Raw genomic sequence first — 18,970 nt, 5'->3', positions numbered from 1 at the left:
CCGCGGACGCGTGTGTGCCGTGGTCAGTTCGGGCCGGCCGGTTCGGGCGCCGTCTCGTGCAGCTCCAGCGTGCAGCACTTCGCACCGCCGCCCGCCTTGAGCAACTCGCTGGTGTCGACGCCGATCGGCTCGAAACCGCGTTCCCGCAACTGGGCGGCGAGCCGGGTGGCCGCCGTCGGAAGCAGCACGTGACGGCCGTCCGAGACCGCGTTGAGGGCGAACAGACAGGCCTCGTCCTCGGTGGCGGTGATCGCGTCGGGGTAGCGCTCCGCGAGCAGTTCCCGGCTCTCCGGGGAGAGCGCCTGCGGCAGATACATGACTTCCTCCTCGTCGAGTACGGCGATCGCCGTGTCGAGATGGTAGAAGCGCGGATCCACCAGGCGCAGGCTCAGCACCTCCTTGCCGAAGAAGGCGCGTACCTCGTCGTGCGAGGCGGGATCGCTGCGGAACCCCTGGCCGGCCAGGATCAGCTTGCCGGCGGTCAGGAAGTCGCCCTCGCCCTCGTTGGCCACGGTGGCCTGGCGTACGTCGGGGTAGCCGCGGTCGCGGAACCAGGCGAGGTAGGCGGGGGCCTCCCCGGCCCGTTCCGGATGGCGGAACCGCGCCACCAGCGCACGGCCGTCCGCCACGATCGCGCCGTTGGCGGCGAACACCATGTCGGGCAGACCGGGCACCGGCTCGATCAGCTCAACGGTGTGCCCCAGGTCGACGAGCAGGCCGTGCAGCCGCTGCCACTGGGAGACGGCGAGATCGCCGGAGGTCGGCTGCCCGGGGTCCATCCATGGGTTGATGGAGTAGCGGACGTCGAAGTGGGTCGGCGCGCACAGCAGGTAATGCCGGCGCCGTGCGGATCTGGAGATGCCAGGCATGCGTGAGTCCCTTTCTGGGATGCCCGGAGGTCTTCCGCTGCGGGTCGGAACCAGGGTCGGAACACCGGAGGCGCGGTTCGGGCCGGGTGAGGCGAACCGGGCCTCCGGTGACCGGGGATCAGGCGACGGCGCCGCCGCTGTCCGCCTCCATGGCCACCCGCAGGCTCTTGGGACGCATGTCCGTCCAGTTCTTCTCGACGAAGTCCAGGCATTCGGCCCGGCCCTCCTCGCCGAACACGACCCGCCAGCCCTTGGGGATCTCGGCGAAGGCCGGCCACAGCGAATACTGTTCCTCGTCGTTGACGAGCACGAAGAACCGGCCGGACTCGTCGTCGAATGGGTTCACGCTCATGATGCCTCTCCGCAGGATGGTGCGAATTGTCCGGGTGAAGGGGTTCGGCCGGATCATCCGCCGAATCAAGGTCCGGTCGAATCGCGGCCGGGTGAAATCGCGGTTCGACTGAATTCGAGTCAGGCTGCGCCAGGTCGAGTCGAACCGCGGCCGGACCGATAACGAAGTCCGGCTGAACAGAAGTCGGACTCGGCCGGAAGTCCGACTGAATATAAGTCAGGCTTGGTCGGTGACGGGCGGGCCGGCCGCAACCCGCCGGCTAAACGGAAGTTATCCGAACGCGCCGGTCCAGAGCCATAGCGAAGCTCTGCCAGTCGTCGGCCCGCCGCCGGGCCATCTCCGCGACGGCCGGCGCGCAGTGGCTGGGCACGGAGTCGGCGATCGCCGCCCATTCGCCCTCGTTGCTGCCCAGCGCCTCCAGCCAGCGCAGCAGCGTACGGCCCGACTCCGACATCCGCAGCGAGGGGTCGGTACGCAGCCGGCTCAGCTCGACGGCCGAGGGCCGCCGGGCCCGGGCCGTCCGGGCCGGCGCGGGACGGACCGGCTGGGCCGGCCGGACGGGCTGCGCCGTGCCGCCCTGCCGCTCGCGCTGCTTCGGCGGCACCGGGTCATCGCCGCGCAGCAGCCGGTTGCGGACGTCCTTGGCGGTGGTGGCGGAGATCTCGGCCAGCCGCGCGACCTCACGGGTGCTGGCGTCGGGGTTCTGCCGGAACAGTTCGCTGGCGCGCAGCCGGCCCTGCATGGCGTTGAGCGGGTAGCTCTCGTTGTCCCGGCCGATCCGGCTGGTCAGCTGGGGGAGCTTGTCGCCCTCCCGCCGCCGGATGGCGCCGACCGTCTTGTCGGAGATGCCGACCAGTCCGGCGATGGACCGGTCCGACCACTCGGGGTGGTAGTTGATGATCCGCAGCGCCGCGTTCTTGCGGTCGGCCAGCGTCAGGGGCAGGCCGTGCGCGCTGTTGAGCCGTACCGACAGGACGAAGGCCTCACGCTCGTCCCCGTCGAAGTACCGCACGGCGATCGTCGTCGCGCCCCGCCGCTGCGCGGCGCGCAGCCGGTGCATGCCGTCGATCACCCGCAGGCTGTCGCGGTGCACCAGGATGGGAGGGAGTTCGGAGTCGGTCTCGGAGAGCACCTGTATGTGCTCGTCCACCTCCGTGAGCCGCGGGGAGTTCGCCGGCAGCAGCGAGGCGATCGAGACGGTGACGATGTCACTGTCCCGGATGTCGCGGACCTCGGTCAGCCGGGGCCGTGCGGCCACCCGGTTCTGCCGCAGGGAACTTACGTATGTGACGCCCAATGTGTTGCCCCCGTTTCGAAACATCGCGGACCCCCGTTTCCGGTCGGAGGTGTGCGGACCTCCGGCGCCCTGCCGGCCGCCTGGCGCCGAGATCGTCCCGCCAGCCGTGAGTAAAACAGCGAGTTCCGGACTCCGCGATCCGCTCTGCGCCCCTCGACTCCTAGTTGAGCGGGGGGTGGTACGTCGCCTACGACTTTCGTCTCATTGTGTGGCCCGCGCGGAACCGCGCCCTCGTGCGCACGTCGGCCGGCCGCCGCTGGCCGGAACCAGGTGGTTGGCGCGGCCCCTGCCGCCTGGGGCTTCTTACGGTCACCGCTGGCTCCGCGCGTGCCGGCCCGGTACCGTCTCGCGCCGGGCCGGGAACCGGCGCCGGCGCGATGGCCGATCCGTGCCTCCGGCCGTGCGCCGGCCGCCTGCGGAATATCCGCATGCGGCCGTCAACCCCGCCCGGACAGGCGCGACTTGGTGGAGCCGGTCGCGCACGTCGCGATATTGCTCGAATTCCGCGGGCGCCCTACCTTGGCTGCGCCGGGCGGCCGACCTCGGGCAGCCCGCCCCCGACCGGCCGGAGTCCGTCCGGCGGACTCGCTCTCGACGAGCCGTCCAGCCTCCCCCCTCGCACCGCGCGGCAGGTGCCTTCGCAGGCCATCCAGCGTCCGTCGATGAGAGGTCGACGAGAAGATGAGGACTACATGACAAGCGCGCCCTCAACCAACGCGATCGAGGTGGTCGGGCTCAGGAAGTCGTTCGGCCCGCAGACGGTGCTCGACGGCATCGACTTCGAGGTTCCCGCCGGCACCGTGTTCTCCCTGCTGGGCCCGAACGGCGCCGGCAAGACGACCACCGTCCAGATCCTCACCACGCTGATCGGCGCGGACGCCGGGCAGGCCCGGGTGGCCGGCCACGACCTGGCCCGGGAGCCCCGCGCGGTGCGCGCGGCGATCGGCGTCACCGGCCAGTTCTCGGCGGTCGACAAGCTGCTCACCGGCGAGGAGAACCTGCTGCTGATGGCCGACCTGGCGCATCTGGGCAAGCGGGAGGGCCGGGCGCGGACGGCCGAACTGCTGGAGCGGTTCGACCTGGTGGACGCCGCCCGGAAGGCCGCGACCCACTACTCCGGCGGCATGAAGCGCCGGCTCGACCTGGCGATGAGCCTCATGGGGCGCCCCGCGATCATCTTCCTCGACGAGCCGACGACCGGCCTGGACCCGCGGAGCCGGCGCACCATGTGGCAGCTCGTCTCCGAGCTGGTCGCGGAGGGCACCACCATCTTCCTCACCACCCAGATGCTGGACGAGGCGGATCACATGGCCGATCGGATCGCCCTGCTGGACGGCGGCCGGCTGGTCGCCGAGGGCACCCCGGACGAGCTGAAGAAGCGCGTGCCCGGCGGCTATGTGACGCTCACCTTCGCCAACCAGCAGAGCCTGGACGCCGCCCGCGGCATCCTCGGCGACCCGAGGAGCAACGGCGACCTGCTCTCGGTGGACGTGCCGAGCGACGGCAGCGTGGCCTCGATCAAGGGCCTGCTGGACAAGTTCGGTGACCGATCCATCGACGTCGACAACCTCTCCATCCATTCCCCGGATCTCGACGACGTGTTCTTCGCGCTCACCGGCCGCGGCGCCGACGAGGCCGACGCACAGGAAGCGACCATCTGATGAGCGCCATCGGCTACGCGGTGTCCGATTCGACGACCATGATCCGCCGGGTGCTCCGGCACACCCGGCGCAACCCGTCGACCCTGCTGATGTCGATCACCCTGCCGCTCGTGCTGCTGTGCCTGATGAACTACGCCTTCGGCGGCGCGCTCGACGTCGGCGGCGGACGGTACATCGACTACCTGATCCCCGGCATCGTCGTGATGGGCGCCGCCTACTCGTGCAGCGCCACCGCCGTCGCGGTGAGCACCGACATGAACGAGGGCGTCATCGACCGGTTCCGCACCCTCGCCATCTCCCGGGGCTCGGTCCTCGTCGGGCATGTCGTCGGCAACACGATCCGCACCGGGTTCGGTGTCGTGGTGGTCGTGCTGGCCGGGCTCGGCATGGGCTTCCGGCCCAGCGGCAGCCCGCTGCGCTGGCTCGCGGCGGCCGGCATCGTGCTGCTGATGCTGTTCGCGATCTCGTGGCTGGCGACCGGCATCGGACTCGCCGCGGCGAACACGTCCTCCGCGGCGAGCATGGCGTCGCTGGTCTCGCTCCTGCCGTTCCTGTCGGGTGCCTTCGCACCGCTCGACGGCATGCCCGGCTGGCTGCTGGCGTTCGCCAGGAACGAGCCGATCACCCACGTCATCTACGCGCTGCGGGGCCTGGTCACCGACCAGCCGGTCGGTGACCACGCCTGGCTGTCCGTGGTGTGGTGCGCTGGGATCGCCGTGGTCGGCTACGCGTGGGCCCGGTCCGTCTTCGGCAAGAAGACAGTCCGGTAGGGGACGCGGGCCGGCCGGGTGGGCGCCCCCGGGTCAGCCGATGCCGGCCCGGCCCTCGTGGCCGTCGAGCAGGCCCAGCGCGAAGGCCCGGTTCACCGCGTCCAGCCGGGAGCGGGCCTTGAACTTGGTGAAGACGTTCGTCAGATGCCGTTTGACGGTGGCCTCGCTGACGAAGAGCTTGGTGGCGATCTGCGAGTTGGTCATCGCCTGGCTGACGAGCCGCAGGACCTCGGTCTCCCGGTCGGTCAGCGCGACCAGCGGGCGCACGGGCACCTGGTGGCCGGCCATCCTGGCCCGCGGTACCCGCACCGTGAACATCCTGCTGTTGCAGGCCGCCAGCCGGAGTTCGGACCGCAGCTCCTGCCCCCCGATGTTCTTCGACAGATACGCGGCGGCCCCGGCGGTCACCAGGCTGAGGATCAGGTCGTTGTCGGAGTGGGTGGAGAGGATGACGACCTGTGTGGCGGGCGAGACCCTGGTGACCTGGCGGATCGTCATCATCGGGGCCGAGCCCGGCCGCTGCACCCCGAGCAGCAGGATGTCCGGGTGGTGCTCGGCCACCATGCCCACCGCCTCCCCGGCTCCGCCCTCCGCGACGACCCGGAGGTCGCGTTCCACGGAGAGGATCACCCGGACGCCCTCCCGGAACAGCCGGTGGTCGTCGACCAGAACTATCCGGATGTCACCTTTCGGCTCTATTGTCATTCCGACCGCCCTGGCATGTCGGTTGTGCGGCTTTCCGTTATTTCGGTGCCGTGCCGATATCGTCCGAGGAGAGGGGATGCCGGATTTAATCCGGCTCGGCAGGTTTGGTGCGGATGCGACTGAGGGTCAGTCGGGCGCGGTCCGCGAAGGCGCAGGTGCTCGTGCATCGCCATTCCCCCGTGTTGATGCTCTGTAGCGCAGTGTGACGAATGTGGTCTGATTGCAGGTGCTCGCTGGAAAAGACCGGACACGCCGTACGGCGCGCGGCCTTCCCTTCGGCGTCCCGATCGGATAGTGGGTCGACCGGATGGTACCGCGACGGAGCATTTCGGGGACCGGTTGGAACGGGACTCCTCATTCACTACGGTGCGCCATGAAACCAACTGGTCCGGAGCGTGATCGTCGCGGCGGCCGGCCGGGCGCCGCGGGCCGTCGCGGAGCATGGATCCGGGCTCCCCGGTCGCGAAACGAACCAAATCTTTACCGTGGAATGAGCAATTCCGGATTCCGCTCCCGACCACCGCAGACAACAGCCGCTCGGGCCCGCTAATCTCCGGCGGCGAGAGCAATGACTGAATTTCCCGTCGGGTCGACCGCGATTTGACCGGTCTTCACTTCGGTTTATGGCTAAACGTTTGTCGTGGCCGCCGGGCCGCCGCTTTCCGCGGCAGGCCGACCGGCGGCGCGGACGGCTGTCCGAGCCGAGCCGTGCGGGGCCGATGACGCCGGTCCGCACGGTGACCGGGGATCCGCAGGTCCGGATCGAGACGATCGATGCGTGTCCGATGACACGGTGCAACCAGAAACGGAGCTGTTGTCGTGACCCCATCCTCCGCGGGCGAGAGCAGGCTGACGCAGCAGTTGGCGTACTGGCGGGCCGAACTGTCCGGCGCCCGCGAGCCGATCGAGCTGCCGGCCGACCGCCCGCGGCCCGCGGCGGCGAGTTCCCGCGGCGCGGTGGCCGACTTCGAACTGCGGCCGGAGCTGTTCGCCGCGTCGGAGAAGCTGGCCGCCGGCCGTGGAATCACGCCGTCCACGGTCCTCCGGTCCGCCTTCGCGGTTCTCCTGTCCCGCATGGGCGCCGGCGACGACATCGTGATCGGCTCACCCGCCCCGGCGGCCCAGGGCGCCGAGGCGTTCGGGGTACTGCGCGCGGACCTGTCCGGCAACCCCTCCTTCGGCACGCTCCTGGACCGCGTCCACACCAAGGCGCTGGCTGCGGCCGAACACGAGGACGTGCCGTTCGCCCACCTCGTGGCAGCGCTGGCCCCCGACCACCGGGCCCCCCACCACCCGCTGTTCCAGGTGCTGTTCGCCCTGGAGGACACCGACCACCCCGAACCGGCCGGCGCACAGCCGCTCACCCTCGACCTGCGACTGACGATGAACGAGGTGCGAGCCGAGTCCGGGGAGCGGACGCTGGCCGGTCATCTGGAGTTCGCGCTCGACCTGTTCGACCGGGAGACCGCCGAGGAGCTGGCCGAGCGGTTCGTGCGGGTCCTGGAGCAGGTGGTGGCCGACCCGGCGCTGCCCGCGGTCGTGGTCGACGTCCTGCTGCCCCACGAACGGGACTACCTGGCGCCGGCCGCCCCATCCACGGCAGTCGCCGTGGACAACACCGTCTCGGAGACCGCCGGTGACACGGTGGTGTCGTTGGTGGCGGGGCGGGTTGGGGTGTCGCCGGGTGCGGTGGCGGTGGTGTGTGACGGGGTGGAGTTGTCGTACCGGGAGCTGGATGCGCGGGCGTCGGTGCTGGCTGGGCGTCTGGTGGCGGCGGGTGTGGGGCCGGACGTGGTGGTGGGTCTGGCTCTGCCGCGTTCGGTGGATCTGGTGGTGGGGTTGCTGGCGGTGTGGCGGGCGGGTGGTGCGTATCTGCCGATCGATCCGCGTTATCCGAGTGCCAGGCTGGACGCGGTGCTGGCGGGTGCGAAGCCGCCGGTGGTGCTGGTCGACCACTCCACCGAGCACGTGATCCCCGAGGGGCTGCCACGGATCCACGTCGACGAACCCGAACTTGACGGTCACCTGCCTGAGCTGAGGCACGCCCGGCCGGAGAACCTGGCGTATGTGATGTACACCTCCGGTTCGACGGGTGAGCCGAAGGGTGTGGGGGTCACGCAGCGCAATGTGGTCGCCGCGGTGGGGGAGTTGGCGGCTCGGGTGGGGATCGGTCCGGGTTCGCGGGTGCTGGCGTCGACGTCGGTGTCGTTCGATGTGTCGGTGTTCGAGATCTTCGCGACGCTGGTCAGTGGTGGGTGCGTCGAGGTGGTGCGCGATGTGCTGGTGCTGGGTGAGCGGGAGTCGTGGTCGGGGTCGGTGGTGTCGACGGTTCCGTCGGTGTTCGCCGAGTTGCTGGACGAGATCGCGGGCCGGGTGCGGGTGGAGACGCTGGTGTTCGCCGGTGAGGCGTTGCCGATGTCCTTGGTGAACCGGGTGCGCGCGGTGTGGCCGGGGGTGCGGGTGGTGAACTCCTTCGGCCAGTCGGAGACGTTCTACGACTCGACGCACGAGGTGCCCGCCGGGGTCCACGACGAGGGGCCGGTGCCGATCGGCAGCCCCCTGGACCACGTCCGCATGTACGTCCTCGGACCCAACTTGCGTCCCGTACCGGTGGGCGTGGCCGGTGAACTCTACGTCGGCGGCGATGTCGTCGGGCGTGGTTACCGGGGCCGTGGGGACCTGACGGCGTCGAGGTTCGTGGCCGACCCGTTCGGTGAGGAGCCGGGCGGGCGGCTGTACCGCACCGGCGACCTGGTCCGCTGGCTCGCCCCGCGACCCGGCTCGGACGGCGGGCCGGTCCTGGAGTACGTCGGCCGCGCCGACGTCCAGGTCAAGGTGCGCGGCATCCGTATCGAACCCGGCGAGGTCGAGGCGGCCCTGGAGGCCCACCCGGCGGTGGACCGGGCCGTGGTCGTCGCACACGGCGCCGACGCCGCCAGACAACTGGTGGCCTACGTGGTTCCGGCCCGCACCGCCGGCCAGGCAACCCCTGGCGTCGACCCGGACCAGCTCCGCCGCCACGCCGGTGAACGCCTGCCCGACTTCATGGTCCCGGCCGTCATCATGGTGCTGGACCACTTCCCGCTGACTCCCAACGGAAAGCTGGACCGCAAGGCACTCCCGGAGCCGGAGAGCGCCGCCCGTCCCTACCGCGCGCCCCGGACCCCGCGCGAGCAGGCCCTGGCGGAGATCGTCGCGGACGTCCTGGGCCTGGAACGGGTCGGCATCGACGACGACTTCTTCGCGCTCGGCGGCGAATCGCTGCGCGCCACCCGACTCGTCGCCCGGGTCCGTGCCGCCATGGACGCCGAGTTCCCGATCACCGCCGTCTTCGAGTCCCCGACCGTGGCCGGCCTGGCCGCCCGGCTGACGGAGGGCGCCACCCGGCCGCCGCTGGTCGCGGCCGAGCGCCCGGAGCGGGTGCCGCTCTCCTACGCCCAGCAGCGGCTCTGGTTCATCCACCAGTACGAGGGCCCGTCGGCCACGTACAACATCCCCCTCGCCGTGCGGCTCCCCGGCGACGTGGACCGGGCGGTCCTCGAGGCCGCCGTCACCGATGTGATCGTCCGGCACGAGAGCCTGCGGACGCTGTTCGACGCCGACGCCTCGGGCGTCGCCCACCAGCACGTCCTGCCGCCGGACCGGGTCCGGTTCGGGCTGCCGCGCATCGACGTCGCGGCGGCGGACCGGGACGCCGCGGTCACCGAGGTCGTACAGCACCGCTTCGACCTGGCCACCCAACTCCCGATCCACGGCCGCCTGCTGCGCGTCGCGGCGGACGGCGAGGGCGCGGAGCAGACACATCTGATGGTGATGGTGGTGCACCACATCGCCGGTGACGGCGGCTCGATGTCCACCTTCGCCCGGGACATCGCCCGGGCCGTCGAGGCCCGCCAGGCCGGCCGCGCCCCCGACTGGGCACCGCTGCCGGTCCAGTACCCGGACTACGCGCTGTGGCAACGCGAACTCCTGGGCGACGAGTCCGACCCCGACAGCCTGGTCGGGCGGCAGCTCGCCTACTGGCGCGAGGAGCTGGCGGACGTCGTGCAGCCGATGGCGCTGCCGGTGGACCGTCCGCGTCCCGCGGTGGCGACGTTCCGCGGCGGCATGGTCGACTTCGAGCTGCGGCCGGGACTGTTCGCGGAACTGGAGAAGCTGGCGCTCAGCCGGGGCGCGACCGCGTCCATGGTGCTGCAGTCGGCGTTCGCGGTGCTGCTCTCGCGCCTGGGCGCCGGTGAGGACGTCGTCATCGGCTCGCCGATCGCGGGCCGGACCGACGAGGCGCTGACCGATCTGATCGGCTTCTTCGTCAACACGTGGGTGCTGCGCGCGGACCTGTCCGGGAACCCGTCGTTCGGCACGGTCCTGGACCGGGTCCGGGGCAAGGCGCTGGCGGCGTACGAGAACCAGGAGCTGCCGTTCGAGCGGCTCGTCGAGCTGCTCAACCCCGACCGCTCGCGGGCCTACCACCCCCTGTTCCAGGCGATGTTCGTGCTGCAGGACGCCGCCTGGGTCGAGCCGGCGCGCGCCGAGTCCGGGTGGTCCCTGGAGTCGGCGGTCACCGGGACGTCCAAGTTCGACCTCATGATGACGATGAACGAGGTGCGAGCCGAGTCCGGGGAGCGGACGCTGGCCGGTCATCTGGAGTTCGCGCTCGACCTGTTCGACCGGGAGACCGCCGAGCAACTGGCCGAGCGGTTCGCGCGGGTCCTGGAGCAGGCGGTCGCCGACCCGGCGCTCCCCGTCACCGCCGCCGACGTCCTGCTGCCGTACGAGCGCGGCCTCCTCCTGCCCGGCACCCGGCCGGTACCGCCCGCCGCGACCGAGGCCGCCGGTGACACGGTGGTGTCGTTGGTGGCGGGGCGGGTTGGGGTGTCGCCGGGTGCGGTGGCGGTGGTGTGTGACGGGGTGGAGTTGTCGTACCGCGAGCTGGATGCGCGGGCGTCGGTGCTGGCTGGGCGTCTGGTGGCGGCGGGTGTGGGGCCGGACGTGGTGGTGGGTCTGGCTCTGCCGCGTTCGGTGGATCTGGTGGTGGGGTTGCTGGCGGTGTGGCGGGCGGGTGGTGCGTATCTGCCGATCGATCCGCGTTATCCGAGTGCCAGGCTGGACGCGGTGCTGGCGGGTGCGAAGCCGCCGGTGGTACTGGTCGACCACTCCACCGAGCACGTGGTGCCGGACGGTGTCCCGAGGCTGTACGTGGACGAGCCCGCGGAGCCCGGTGAGAACGCGGCACTTCCCGGCCCACGGCCGGAGAACCTGGCGTATGTGATGTACACCTCCGGTTCGACGGGTGAGCCGAAGGGTGTGGGGGTCACGCAGCGCAATGTGGTCGCCGCGGTGGGGGAGTTGGCGGCTCGGGTGGGGATCGGCCCGGGTTCGCGGGTGCTGGCGTCGACGTCGGTGTCGTTCGATGTGTCGGTGTTCGAGATCTTCGCGACGCTGGTCAGTGGTGGGTGCGTCGAGGTGGTGCGCGATGTGCTGGTGCTGGGTGAGCGGGAGTCGTGGTCGGGGTCGGTGGTGTCGACGGTTCCGTCGGTGTTCGCCGAGTTGCTGGACGAGATCGCGGGCCGGGTGCGGGTGGAGACGCTGGTGTTCGCCGGTGAGGCGTTGCCGATGTCCTTGGTGAACCGGGTGCGCGCGGTGTGGCCGGGGGTGCGGGTGGTGAACTCCTTCGGCCAGTCGGAGACGTTCTACGACTCGACGCACGAGGTGCCCGCCGGCGTCCACGACGAGGGGCCGGTGCCGATCGGCAGCCCCCTGGACCACGTCCGCATGTACGTCCTCGGACCGGGCCTCACCCCCAACCCCCTCGGCATGACCGGCGAACTGTACGTCGCGGGCGACGTGGTGGGGCGTGGTTACCGGGGCCGTGGGGACCTGACGGCGTCGAGGTTCGTGGCCGACCCGTTCGGTGAGGAGCCGGGCGGGCGGCTGTACCGCACCGGCGACCTGGTCCGCTGGCTCGCCCCGCGACCCGGCTCGGACGGCGGGCCGGTGCTGGAGTACGTCGGCCGCGCCGACGTCCAGGTCAAGGTGCGCGGCATCCGTATCGAACCCGGCGAGGTCGAGGCCGTGCTGCTGGCCCACCCGATGGTGTCGGCGGCGACCGTGGTCGTGGTCGACACCGAAAACGGCAAACGGCTCGTCGGCTACGTCGTGCCGCTGCGCACCGCGGGCTCCTTCGGCCACACTGCGTCCGGCGCCAGCATCGACATGGAGTTCGAGACCGCCCCCCTCGACCCGCGCGGACTGCGCCAGTACGTGGCGGGCCGGCTGCCGGAGTTCATGGTGCCCGCCGCGGTCATGGTCCTGGACCGGATGCCACTCACCCCCAACGGAAAACTCGACCGCGCCGCGCTGCCCCTCCCCGCCTTCGAGAGCACCGGATACCGCGCGCCGCACACCCCCGGCGAGGTCCTGCTCGCCGGCATCTACGCCGACGTGCTCGGCATGGACCGGGTCGGCGCCGACGACGACTTCTTCGCCATCGGCGGCGACAGCATCCGCTCCATCCAGGTGGTGGCCCGGGCCCGCACGGCCGGACTGGACATCACCGCGCAGGACGTGTTCGCGCACGGCAGCGTCGCCGAACTCGCCGCCGTCGCCGGGCGGACGGCCGACCGCCCCGTCCTCGAGGAACTCGACGGCGCCGGCGTCGGCCGGATGCCACTGCTGCCCATCGCCCGCTTCCTCACCGAATCCGGGCCGCACATCTCCCGCTACACCCAGTCCATGGTGCTCGAACTGCCCCTCGGCATCGACCCGGTCGGGCTAGCCGTCACCCTCGACGCCGTCCTGGACCGGCACGACATGCTCCGGGCACGCCTGGTCACCGACGCCGAGGGCCGCACCGAACTCGAGACCGGAGCACCGGGCGCCGTCAGGGCCACCGAACTGATCCACCGGATCGAGATGACCGGCGACCCCGACGATCCGGCCGCGCTGCGGACCGTACGCACGGAGTTCGACGCCGCCGCGGACCAACTCGACCCGGCGGCAGGCATCCTGCTGCGGTGCGTGTGGTTCGACCACGGTCCGGCGCGGCGCGGCCGGCTGGCGGTCGTCGCCCACCACCTCGCCGTCGACGGCGTGTCCTGGCAGATCCTGGTCACGGACCTCACCACGGCCTGGCAGCGGGTACGCCTCGGCCGCACCCCCGCGCTGGAACCGGTGGGCACCTCGGCCCGGCGCTGGTCCCACGCCCTTAGGGACGAAGCCCTGGCCGAGCGCCGCACCGCCGAACTGCCGCACTGGCTGGACACCGTGAGGGGCCCCGACCCACTGCTCGGCGACCGTCCGCTCGACCCGGCCGTCGACGTCGTGTCGACTGTCGAACAGGTACGGGTCAGCCTGTCCGCCGAGGCCACCGACGCGGTACTGACCATGCTGCCCGGCCGGTACCGCGCCGGCGCCCACGACGGCCTGCTCACCGCCCTCGCCCTCGCGGTCGCCACCTGGCGCCACCGCCGGGACCAGCCCGAGACCAGCACCCTGCTGCGCCTCGAAGGACACGGCCGCGAGGAGCCGGTCGTCCCCGGCGCCGAACTCACCCGCACCGTCGGCTGGTTCGCCACCCTGTTCCCGGTCCGGCTCGACGTCGACGGCGTCGACCTCGACGAGGCGCTGCGCGGCGGACCCGCGGCGGGCCGCGCCGTCAAACAGGTCAAGGAACAACTCCTCGCCGTCCCCGACAAGGGCATCGGCTACGGCCTGCTCCGCCATCTCAACCCGCACACCGGCCCCCGCCTCGCCGACCACCCCACCGGCCAGATCGCCTTCAACTACCTGGGCCGGGTCAACGGCGGCACGACGCCCCGGCGCGGCGACGGCGCCGCCTGGCTCCCGCTCGCCGACGGCGACCTACTGGCCCCGGCCCTGGACGCCGGCATGCCCGTCTCGGCCACCGTGGACATCGGCGCCGCCGTCACCGACGGACCCGACGGCCCCGCGCTCCGCGCCACCTTCGCCTTCCCCTCCGGCGCCATCGGCCGGGACGCGGTGCGGGAACTGGCCGACCTGTGGATCGAGGCGCTCACCGGACTCGCCCGCCACCTCGCCGCTCCGGACACCGGCGGGCTCACCCCCTCCGACGTACCGCTCGTCTCCCTGACCCAACCGGAACTGGAGGAACTGGAGCGCGCCCAGCCCGGCCTCGCCGACGTGTGGCAGGTGACCCCCATGCAGGCGGGTCTGCTCTTCCACGCCAGCCTGGCCGGCCCCGGCGCGGACGCCTACCACGTCCAGTACGTCTTCCACCTCCAGGGCGAGGTCGACGCCGGCCGGCTGCGCGCCGCGGGCCAGACCCTCCTCGACCGGCACGCCAACCTGCGCGCCGGGTTCGTCACCCAGTCCGGCACCACGGTGTCGGTGATCCGGCAGGCCGTCGAACTGCCCTGGCAGCACCGCGACCTGTCCGCCCTCGACGACGCCGAGCACACCGCCGCCTTCGAGCGACTGCTGGCCGCGGACCGCGACGCCGGCTTCGACATGGCCGTACCGCCGATGCTCCGGCTGATGCTGGTCACCCTCGAACCCGGCAGGTACGAGCTGGTCCTCACCGCGCACCACGTGCTCTTCGACGGCTGGTCGCTGCCGCTGCTGCTCAAGGACCTGCTGTGGGTCTACGCCTCGGGCGACGACACCGAACTGCCGCGTGTACCGAGCTACCGCACCTTCCTGACCTGGCTGGCCACCCGCGACCGGCAGGAAGCCCTGCGCGCCTGGCAGACCGAGCTGACCGGGATCACCGAACCGACCCTGCTGGCCGGCACCGGACACCGGCCCGGCGACGGTGTCGAGGAGGTCGAGCAGATCGACGTACCGCTGCCCGTGGAGACCGCGCGCCTGGTCGCCCGCCGGGCCGCGGACCTCGGCGTCACCCTCAACACGGTCGTCCAGGGCGCCTGGGGCCTGCTCCTGGCCACCATGACCGGACGCACCGACGTCGTCTTCGGCGCCACCGTGTCCGGCCGGCCCGCCGAGGTACCGGACATCGACGCGATGCCGGGCCTGTTCATCAACACCGTCCCCGTCCGGGTCGCCTGCGCACCACGGCTCACCCTGGCCGAGTACCTCTCCGACCTGCAGACCCGGCAGGTCGCCATGCTCGACCACCAGTACATCGGCCTCACCGAGATCTACGAGGCCACGGGGATGCGGTCGCTGTTCGACACCCTGCTGAGCTTCGACTCCTACCCGGTCGACCAGGCCGGCCTCGTCCAGGCCAACCAGGAGACCGGGATGACCGTCAGCGGTCTGCGCACCATCGCCGCCAACAACTTCCCGATGGCGGTGGTCGCGGCGGCCGACCCGGACCTGCGCGTCCTGCTGAAGTTCCGCACGGACCAGATCCCGCGGCCGGTCGCCGAGTACACGGCGGCCCAACTCGTCCGTATCTGCCAGGCGTTGGCCGACGGTCCGGGGACACGGCTGGCCGCGATCGACCTGCTCGGCCCGGACGAGCGACAGGACGTCGTCCGGTCGCTCGCCGACAGGCCGCTCCTGCCGTCCGTCCCGGCGGCCCCCGACGCCGGGACGGACCACCTCCCCGACCCGCTGTCCGACCTCCTCGCCGCGGGGTCGGCGGCCGTCGTCCTCGGTCCGGGCCTGCAGCACGTACCGCCGGGCGCGGTCGGGGAGCTGTACGTCACCGAGGGGCCGGTCACCGAGTCAGAGGGCTCCGGGCCAGGAGCCTCCGAACCGCGTCAGGAGCAGCCCACCGTCACGGCGACGCGCTTCGTCGCCGACCCGGTCTCCACCGTCCCCGGTTCCCGCCTGCACCGCACCGGCCACCTGGTACGCCGCCTCCACGACGGCCTCGTCCACATCGGCCCCGCCGACGCCGACGGCGCCGCGGGCGCGGCCACCCGCAGCTACCGGGCGCCCGGCACCCCCGGCGAGGAGACCCTGGCCGGACTGTTCGCCGAGGTGCTGGGCATCGAACGGGTCGGCCTCGACGACGACTTCTTCGAACTCGGTGGGCACTCGCTGCGCGCCACCTGGCTGGTCAGCCGCATCCGTTCCGTCGTCGGGGTCACCGTGACCATGCGGACCATCTTCGAGAACCCGACGGTGGCACAGCTCGAACCCGTACTGCGGACATCGGCGGCCTCCGCCCGCCCGAAGCTGCGCCGGATGAGGGAGCGCTAGACCGGATGCCCGCCGAGACGGCGCCGGAGATGCCCGCCGGGGCGGCGGCAGGCATGTCTTCCCAGATGTCCACCCGAGGCTACGAACGGAAGTCGACGCGACATGGATGACGGAAGCCGACGCGACACGTACGACGTCGTGATTGTCGGTGCGCGCTGCGCCGGAGCCTCGGCAGCCCTGCTGCTGGCCCGGCAGGGACGCAGGGTACTGCTCATCGACCGGATGCGATTCCCCTCGGACACCATGTCCACCCTCTACGTCCACCCGCCGGGCGTGGCCCTCCTCGCCCGCTGGGGAATCCTCGACGCCGTCGTCGCATCCGGCTGCCCGCCCCTGACCACGGTCGGCTACGACGTGGCCGGCCTCCGGCTGACCGCCGCCACACCGCCCACCCCGTACTCGGACGCCGCCTACGCCCCGCGCCGCCGCGTCCTCGACGAACTGCTGGTCCGGGCCGCGGTCGAAGCGGGCGCCGAGTTCCACGATCGCACCAGCCTGCGCGAAGTCGTCCGCCGCGACGACCGGGTCGTCGGCGTCCGCGTCCAGTCCGCTGAAGGCCTGCGGACGATACCGGCCAAGCTGGTCATAGGCGCCGACGGCCAGGGATCACGACTCGCCTCCCTCGTGGACGCCCCGTTCCGGACCGCCGACCAGCCCGTCAGCTGCGTCTACTACAGCGCCTGGCAGGGCATCGAAACCGGCTTCGGCTACCACGAGCGTCCCGGCAGCTGGATAGTTCGCATCCCCACCCACGACGGCATCACCCTCGTCACCACCTACTTCCCGCAGGAACAGTTCGACCGGATCCGCCGCGACCCGCTCGCCGAACACCTCGCCGCCGTCGAGCGCAACGCACCCGACCTGGACGAGCAACTCCGCGACGCCGAACGCGTCGACGGCCTGACCGGAACCGGCAACCAGCAGAACTTCTTCCGCCGCGCCGACGGCCCCGGCTGGGCGCTGCTGGGCGACGCCGGCCACCACCTCGACTCGATCACCGCCCGCGGCATCACCAACGCGCTCACCCAGTCCCAGCTCCTCTCCGACGCCCTTGCGGGCCAGGACCTCGACGACACCGCCGGCGTCGACACCTGCCTGGCCGGCTTCACCAAGGAGACCTACGACCTCCTCCGCGAGCCGTACCGCATGGCCCTGGACCTCGCGAAGCTACGCATCACCGACTCCCGCGTCGCGCTGCTGCGCGCCATCGCCCGCACACCGGAACTCACCGCCGGCTACTTCGCGTTGCTCGCCGGCCTCATCGACCGCTCCGAGTTCTTCACCCCCGAGGTGGCCGAGCTGCTCCCGTCCTCGGCGACCTCGTTCGGCGGAGACCGGGAGCGATCGGCAGCGGCCGGTAGCGCCCGGTAGCGGCCAGGCGCTCGCCGGCACCGACGAACCCGAACCCGATCACAGAGATGGATCCCGCAGTGAGTGCCTCGAAGGAAGACCTCGTCGGTGCGCTTCGCCGTGCGGCGAAGGAGGTCGCCGCACTGAAGCGGCGCAACGCCGAGCTGACCGCCAGGAACTCGGATCCGGTCGTGGTGGTGGGGATGGGGTGCCGCTATCCGGGTGGGGTGGTGTCTCCGGAGGGTTTGTGGGACCTGGTCCGTTCGGGTGGGGAGGGTGTCGGTGAGTTCCCCTCGGACCGTGGCTGGGACGTGGAGGGGCTCTTCGATCCGGACCCGCAGGTTTCGGGGAAGTCGTACGTTCGCCGGGGTGGGTTCCTGGCGGACGTGGTGGGCTTTGACGCGGGGTTCTTCGGCATCTCACCGGCCGAGGTCGGCGCGATGGACCCACAGCAACGGCTGATGCTCGAGGTGTGCTGGGAGGCCGTCGAACGGGCCGGCATCGATCCGCTGGCCCTGCGGGGCTCACGGACCGGCGTCTTCGCGGGCGTCATGGGACACGACTACGGCCGCAGCGGCTCGGCCGACGGCGTCGAGGGCTTCGGCACGGGCGTCATGGAGTCCGTGGTGTCGGGTCGGGTGTCGTATGTGCTGGGGCTTGAGGGTCCTGCTGTGTCGGTGGACACGGCGTGTTCGTCGTCGTTGGTGGCGTTGCATCTTGCGGCGCAGGCGTTGCGGGCGGGTGAGTGTGATCTGGCGTTGGCCGGTGGTGTGACGGTGATGGCGACGCCGGAGACGTTCGTGGAGTTCTCGCGGCAGCGGGGGCTGGCTGTCGACGGGCGGTGCAAGGCGTTCGCGGAGGCAGCGGATGGCACCGGCTGGGGTGAGGGTGTCGGTGTGCTGTTGCTGGAGCGGCTTTCGGACGCGCGTCGCAACGGGCATCCCGTGCTCGCCGTGGTGGCGGGTTCGGCGGTGAATCAGGACGGTGCGTCGAATGGATTGACTGCTCCGAACGGCCCTTCCCAGCAGCGGGTGATCCGGGCGGCGTTGGCGTCGGCCGGGTTGTCCGCGTCGGATGTGGATGTGGTTGAGGCCCATGGCACCGGCACGGTGCTGGGTGATCCGATCGAGGCGCAGGCACTGCTGGCGACGTATGGGCAGCGGCCTGTGGGCTCCGAGCCTTTGTGGCTGGGGTCGCTGAAGTCGAACGTGGGGCATACGCAGGCGGCTGCCGGTGTGGGCGGTGTGATCAAGATGGTGGAGGCGCTGCGGCGGGGGGTGTTGCCGCGGACGCTGCACGTGGACGCACCGTCCTCTCATGTCGACTGGTCGGCGGGCCGGGTGGAACTGCTGACGGCGGAGCGGGCGTGGCCGGTGGTGGACCGTCCTCGGCGGGCGGGTGTGTCGTCGTTCGGACTGTCGGGCACCAACGCTCACATCGTCGTGGAGCAGGCACCTGAGGCCGCTGATGTGGAGGTGGAGGCGGATCCTTCAGAGCCGGGTGCGGCTGGTGGCGTATGGACCCTGTCGGCCAAGTCCCGGGAGGCGCTGACCGAGCAGGCCGCGGCGCTCGCCGACTGGGTCGGCCGTGAGGCTGCGTCCGACTTCAGTGACGCTGATGTGGCGTTGTCCTTGTCTCGGCGTTCGGTGTTCGAGCATCGGGCGGTGGTGTTCGGCGCGGACCGGGGCGAGTTGCTGAGGGGTCTTGTCGACCTTGCTGCGTGGCGGGAGGGCTCTGGTGTGGTTGCCGGGTCGGTTCGGGCTGGTGGGTTGGCGTTTGTGTTTCCGGGTCAGGGTGCGCAGTGGTTGGGGATGGGT

At 71.5% G+C, this 18,970-nt stretch carries 9 protein-coding genes; 5 read left to right on the top strand and 4 right to left on the bottom strand.

Annotated features, from left to right (window positions below):
• Nucleotides 1-23: 23 nt before the first annotated feature.
• The 3 genes from ddaH to ACFVVO_RS04325 form a co-directional block, all read right to left on the bottom strand.
• Nucleotides 24-869, bottom strand: a complete 846-nt coding sequence (gene ddaH / locus ACFVVO_RS04335; protein WP_390051621.1) for a dimethylargininase — start codon at nucleotides 867-869, stop codon at nucleotides 24-26.
• A 118-nt stretch (nucleotides 870-987) separates the two neighbouring features.
• Entirely contained in the window at nucleotides 988-1,221 is a 234-nt protein-coding gene (locus tag ACFVVO_RS04330) for an MbtH family protein (RefSeq protein WP_390051619.1), read from the bottom strand.
• A gap of 259 nt (nucleotides 1,222-1,480) precedes the next feature.
• On the bottom strand, nucleotides 1,481-2,479 hold the full coding sequence (locus ACFVVO_RS04325) for a ParB/RepB/Spo0J family partition protein (RefSeq protein WP_390051617.1): 999 nt from the start codon (nucleotides 2,477-2,479) through the stop codon (nucleotides 1,481-1,483).
• Nucleotides 2,480-3,210: 731 nt separating this feature from the next.
• Here ACFVVO_RS04325 and ACFVVO_RS04320 point away from each other — a divergent pair.
• Together ACFVVO_RS04320 and ACFVVO_RS04315 are read left to right on the top strand one after the other, a co-directional pair.
• Nucleotides 3,211-4,179 carry an ATP-binding cassette domain-containing protein gene (locus tag ACFVVO_RS04320; RefSeq protein ID WP_390051615.1) on the top strand — a complete coding sequence of 323 codons (969 nt, stop codon included), beginning with the start codon at nucleotides 3,211-3,213 and terminating at the stop codon, nucleotides 4,177-4,179.
• Nucleotides 4,179-4,949: an ABC transporter permease gene (locus ACFVVO_RS04315; protein ID WP_390051613.1), complete on the top strand. Its 771-nt coding sequence runs from the start codon at nucleotides 4,179-4,181 to the stop codon at nucleotides 4,947-4,949. The genes ACFVVO_RS04320 and ACFVVO_RS04315 overlap by 1 nt, the downstream gene beginning before the upstream one ends.
• A gap of 33 nt (nucleotides 4,950-4,982) precedes the next feature.
• On the opposite strand, the gene ACFVVO_RS04310 is transcribed toward ACFVVO_RS04315, so the two are convergent.
• A complete protein-coding gene (locus ACFVVO_RS04310) occupies nucleotides 4,983-5,654 on the bottom strand; it encodes a LuxR C-terminal-related transcriptional regulator (RefSeq protein WP_390051611.1) in 672 nt (223 codons plus the stop codon).
• Nucleotides 5,655-6,473: 819 nt separating this feature from the next.
• On the opposite strand from ACFVVO_RS04310, the gene ACFVVO_RS04305 reads away from it, so the two are divergent.
• The 3 genes from ACFVVO_RS04305 to ACFVVO_RS04295 all read left to right on the top strand — a co-directional run.
• Nucleotides 6,474-15,803, top strand: a complete 9,330-nt coding sequence (locus tag ACFVVO_RS04305) for an amino acid adenylation domain-containing protein (protein ID WP_390051609.1) — start codon at nucleotides 6,474-6,476, stop codon at nucleotides 15,801-15,803.
• A 102-nt stretch (nucleotides 15,804-15,905) separates the two neighbouring features.
• Nucleotides 15,906-17,174, top strand: a complete 1,269-nt coding sequence (locus tag ACFVVO_RS04300; protein WP_390051607.1) for an NAD(P)/FAD-dependent oxidoreductase — start codon at nucleotides 15,906-15,908, stop codon at nucleotides 17,172-17,174.
• A 59-nt stretch (nucleotides 17,175-17,233) separates the two neighbouring features.
• On the top strand, nucleotides 17,234-18,970 hold a 1,737-nt coding region (locus tag ACFVVO_RS04295; protein WP_390051605.1), incomplete at its 3' end, for a type I polyketide synthase.

Origin of the sequence: Streptomyces sp. NPDC058145 (assembly GCF_042884245.1) — a bacterium.
In the GTDB taxonomy this organism is placed as follows: domain Bacteria; phylum Actinomycetota; class Actinomycetes; order Streptomycetales; family Streptomycetaceae; genus Streptomyces.
This window is presented reverse-complemented; position numbering and strand designations above follow the sequence as displayed.